Below are 3,925 nucleotides of genomic sequence, written 5' to 3'. Positions count from 1 at the left end.
ATTGGCGCCGCGCTCGTACTTCTGGACCTGCTGGAAGGTGATCCCCAGGGCCTCGGCCAGCTTCTCCTGGCTGACGCCCATCTCCTTGCGGCGCATGCGGACCCGCAGGCCAACGTGACGGTCCACCGGATGCGGCCCGACGACGGCCGCGATGTCGGTGATCTCGCCGTCCTGGAAGACCGGTGATCCGGTGATGTTGCTGTGAACGAGCGTGGTCATTTTTGGCCCTCTCCCCGAGATACGTCCTGAGGTTGAGGCCAATGCGCAGCTTATGAAAGCTTTCGGCTACCCATTTTGAGGTTGGCGCCATGCACCGTAAGGTTGCGTCAGGCCGCGCCCTGCAGGCCCGGACGTTGCCGGTCCCAGTCCGCAAGCACGCCATATTCGGCCATGGCGGTGAACATCCGCAGCAAGTGCGACTGGCTCAGCTGCATGAATTCCACGAAGGGGCCGCGAGCCAAGACCTTGGCCGGGACGATGTAGCCCTCGTCGACGCGGACGCATTGTTCGTCCCTGACTAGCCTGTTCACATGCCTTCGCACGGTCTCTTGGGGCATGCTCAGCCGCAGGGCTATCTCGGCGACCTTGATGGGCTTGCGGTGATCGTTCGTAACGAAACCGGCCTCCCCGGCCTCCTCGGTGCCGCGTTCCCGGTCGGAGAGGCTCTCGGTGTTGGCGCCGATGATGTCCATGAGGATGAGGCCGGTGACCATGTCGCCGATGTGCTGCTTCAAGGGCTCGGCGAGCCGGAGCAGATAGGCGGTGGCCAGGCGCGCCACCAGCCTGACGGGCGGGGCGTCGAATGGCTGCGCCCCGGCGGCCGGTTCCGGCAGGTTGGCCAGCAGGCCCAGGTCCCGTAGCCGGTGGTAAAGCGAACCCACCAGCCGGTAGGTGACCTCAAGGGCGAGGCGGTAAAACGGGGAGGAGACCGTGGCCTGGGGGAGGTAGACTCCCCTGGAGGTGACCTCCACAACGCCGTCCTTCGCCAGCGAGGCGACCCGCCGGCGAACCGTCTCAAAGGGAATACCCAGAGAGTTGGAGAGTGCGTTCATGCTCACCGGACGGCGCGACTCGTCCGGGGGCGGCTGGTCGACGGTGGCGTAGGTGCGCTGCAGGACCGGGTCGCGGATGAGGGGGGCGAGGTTCGCCTGGGTGATCGCCAGCAGCAACAGCCCGTCGGTCGCGTCGCGCCCGTAGCCCCCCATCTTGATCATGTCCAGGACGAAGGCGTTGGTCAGCCGCGCGCCCACGCGAATCGCGGAAAAGGTCGCGTTGCGCGGCATCGTCCCTCCCTCACTTCCGTTACGTCAGCGTAACCTTGCCGGCGCGATGCGGAAGCCCCAAAATCCACGCATCGGACAGCTTCCGCGAAGCCGCCCTTCATCCGGCGCAGCGCGACGGCTAGAAGACAGTCCATGGTCGAAGCTTTCAACGAGAGAACGATAGCCGGTTCCCGGGCCGAGCGGTACGCCGTAGCGGCGCGGGAGATCGCCGCCGTCCTGGATGGCGAGCCGAACCTCGGCGCGCGGATGGCCACCGTGACCGCCATGCTGGCCGCCACCTTCGAGCACTATTTCTGGACAGGCTTCTACCTGGTCGATCCGGAGAAGCCGGACGAACTGGTGGTCGGCCCCTACCAGGGGACCCTGGGCTGCCTGCGCATCGCCTTCGGTCGCGGCGTCTGCGGGGCGGCGGCGCGCAGCCGCCAGACCGTGCGGGTGGACGACGTCCAAGCCTTCCCCGGCCACATCGCCTGCGACAGCCGCTCGGCCAGCGAGATCGTCGTCCCGGTGGTGGACAGCGATGGGCGCCTGATCGCGGTGTTCGACGTGGACTCCGAACAACCGGCAGCCTTCGACGCTGATGATCAGGCGGGCCTCGAGGCCATCCTCAGGCAGGTGTTCGCCAAGGGTTGACCGCAACGGCGCCCGGGTTGTCTTCCGCAGGGGCGCCCCTCTAGTGTTTTTCTTGACGCGCCTTCCGAGGCGCGAAGCCTTGAACGGAGCAAGCACATGGCCGAGGCCTATATAGTCGCCGCCACCCGAACCGCCGGCGGACGCAAGGGCGGGCGGCTGAAGGGCTGGCACCCGGCAGACCTGGGCGCCGCGGTTCTCAACGAGCTCATGGACCGCACCGGCGCCGATCCCGCCCTGGTCGAAGACGTGGTGATGGGCTGCGTCATGCAGGTGGGCGAGCAGTCCACCAATGTGGCGCGCAACGCGGTGCTGGCCTCGCGGCTGCCGGAGAGCGTGCCAGCCACCTCTGTGGACCGCCAGTGCGGCTCCTCCCAGCAGGCCCTGCATTTCGCCGCCCAGGCGGTGATGAGCGGAACCATGGACGTGGTGATCGCCGCCGGCGTCGAGAGCATGACCCGGGTGCCGATGGGCCTGTCGGTGACGCTGCCCTACAAGGAAGGCTTCGGCGTGCCGAAGAGCCCGGGGATGGAGGCGCGCTATCCCAACATCCAGTTCTCCCAGTTCATGGGCGCGGAGATGGTGGCGGCCAAGTACGGCCTGACCAAGGACCAGCTCGACGAGTACGGCTACAATAGCCACCAGCGGGCCATCGCGGCCACCCAGGGCGGCGCTTTCAAGGACGAGATTCTGGTGCTCGACGGCATGGATGCGGAGGGCGCCGCCGTCCGTCACGACAGCGACGAGGGCATCCGCTACGACGTCAGCCTCGACGGCATGCGCGGCGTGAAGCTGTTGCAGGAAGGCGGCCGGATCACAGCGGCGACGTCCAGCCAGATCTGCGATGGCGCCTCCGGCGTCATGGTGGTCTCGGAAAAGGCCCTGAAGGAGATGGGCCTGACGCCGCTGGCCCGCATCCACCATCTGACCCTGATCGGCCACGACCCGGTGATCATGCTTGAGGCGCCGCTTCCGGCCACCGAGCGGGCGCTGAAGAAGGCTGGGATGTCGATCGATGACATCGACCTGTTCGAGGTCAACGAGGCCTTTGCCTCGGTGCCGGTGGCCTGGCTGCAGACCACGGGCGCGGATCCGGACCGGCTCAACGTCAATGGCGGCGCCATCGCGCTCGGCCATCCGCTGGGCGCCTCCGGCACCAAGCTGATGACCACCCTCGTCCACGCGCTCAAGGCGCGGAACAAGAAGTGGGGCCTGCAGACCATGTGCGAGGGCGGCGGCCTGGCCAATGTGACCATCGTCGAGCGCCTCTAGGCGCGGGGCCATGGCCGGACGTGTCATCGCCATCACCGGCGCGTTCGGCGTGCTGGGCTCCGCCGTGTGGAGAGCCGCTGCGGGCCAGGGCGCGCGACTTGCGCTGATCGATCTAGCCCCTGAGGCGCCGCCCGGCCTAGGCGGGCCTGCCACCCTGGTCCTGGGCGGGGTGGACCTTACCGATGCCGTTCAGGCCGGCGCGGCCCTGGACGCCGCCGCCGAGCGGTTCGGCGGGCTCGATGTTCTGCTCAACATCGCCGGCGGGTTCCGTTGGGAGACCCTGGAGGGCGGGTCCATCGACCACTGGCCGCAGCTGTACCAGCTGAACGTGCTGACCGCCGCCAACGCCAGCCGCTCGGCGATCCCGCACCTGCGGCGCAGCGCCACGGGCCGGATCGTCAACGTAGGCTCCGCCGCGGCCCTGAAGGCCTCGCTGGGCATGGGCGCCTATGCGGCTTCCAAGGCCGGCGTGCACAGCCTGACCCAGGCGCTGGCCGAGGAGCTGAAGGCCGATGGGATCACCGTCAACGCCGTGCTTCCCTCGATCCTCGACACCGCGGCCAACCGCGCCGACATGCCCGACGCCGACCCTTCCACATGGGTGGCGCCGGAAGACCTGGCCGCGGTGATCCTGTTCCTGGCCAGCGAAGCGGCCCGCGCCATGACCGGCGCGCTCGTACCGGTGACCGGCCGGGTCTGAAGCGCGCCTGTTACGCGAAAGCCGCACCGGTCGTTGAAAT

The 3,925-nt window shown here is 68.2% G+C and carries 5 protein-coding genes; 3 read left to right on the top strand and 2 right to left on the bottom strand.

Translation table 11 applies throughout. The features are described 5' to 3' along the window. On the bottom strand, window positions 1-219 hold a 219-nt coding region (locus ACLL81_RS01935; RefSeq protein WP_411286660.1), incomplete at its 3' end, for a helix-turn-helix domain-containing protein. A gap of 107 nt (window positions 220-326) precedes the next feature. Continuing rightward, entirely contained in the window at window positions 327-1,283 is a 957-nt protein-coding gene (locus ACLL81_RS01930) for a hypothetical protein (RefSeq protein ID WP_411286659.1), read from the bottom strand. Window positions 1,284-1,415: 132 nt separating this feature from the next. Here ACLL81_RS01930 and ACLL81_RS01925 point away from each other — a divergent pair, with 132 nt between their 5' ends. The 3 genes from ACLL81_RS01925 (at window position 1,416) to ACLL81_RS01915 (ending at window position 3,885) form a co-directional block, all read left to right on the top strand. Next, window positions 1,416-1,916 carry a GAF domain-containing protein gene (locus ACLL81_RS01925; protein WP_411286658.1) on the top strand — a complete coding sequence of 167 codons (501 nt, stop codon included), beginning with the start codon at window positions 1,416-1,418 and terminating at the stop codon, window positions 1,914-1,916. A gap of 96 nt (window positions 1,917-2,012) precedes the next feature. Next, complete coding sequence (locus ACLL81_RS01920; RefSeq protein WP_411286657.1) at window positions 2,013-3,185, top strand: acetyl-CoA C-acetyltransferase; 1,173 nt, start codon at window positions 2,013-2,015, stop codon at window positions 3,183-3,185. Window positions 3,186-3,195: 10 nt separating this feature from the next. Continuing rightward, entirely contained in the window at window positions 3,196-3,885 is a 690-nt protein-coding gene (locus tag ACLL81_RS01915) for an SDR family NAD(P)-dependent oxidoreductase (RefSeq protein WP_411286656.1), read from the top strand. Window positions 3,886-3,925: the final 40 nt, after the last annotated feature.

Origin of the sequence: Phenylobacterium sp., from assembly GCF_046590535.1 — a bacterium.
Lineage (GTDB): Bacteria > Pseudomonadota > Alphaproteobacteria > Caulobacterales > Caulobacteraceae > Phenylobacterium.
This window is presented reverse-complemented; position numbering and strand designations above follow the sequence as displayed.

Bases quoted from the DNA above. Each gene is read 5' to 3' on its own strand.
- ACLL81_RS01925 (WP_411286658.1), top strand. From the start codon at position 1,416: ATGGTCGAAGCTTTCAACGAGAGAACGATAGCCGGTTCCCGGGCCGAG.
- ACLL81_RS01915 (WP_411286656.1), top strand. From the start codon at position 3,196: ATGGCCGGACGTGTCATCGCCATCACCGGCGCGTTCGGCGTGCTGGGC.
- ACLL81_RS01920 (WP_411286657.1), top strand. From the start codon at position 2,013: ATGGCCGAGGCCTATATAGTCGCCGCCACCCGAACCGCCGGCGGACGC.
- ACLL81_RS01930 (WP_411286659.1), bottom strand. From the start codon at position 1,283: ATGCCGCGCAACGCGACCTTTTCCGCGATTCGCGTGGGCGCGCGGCTG.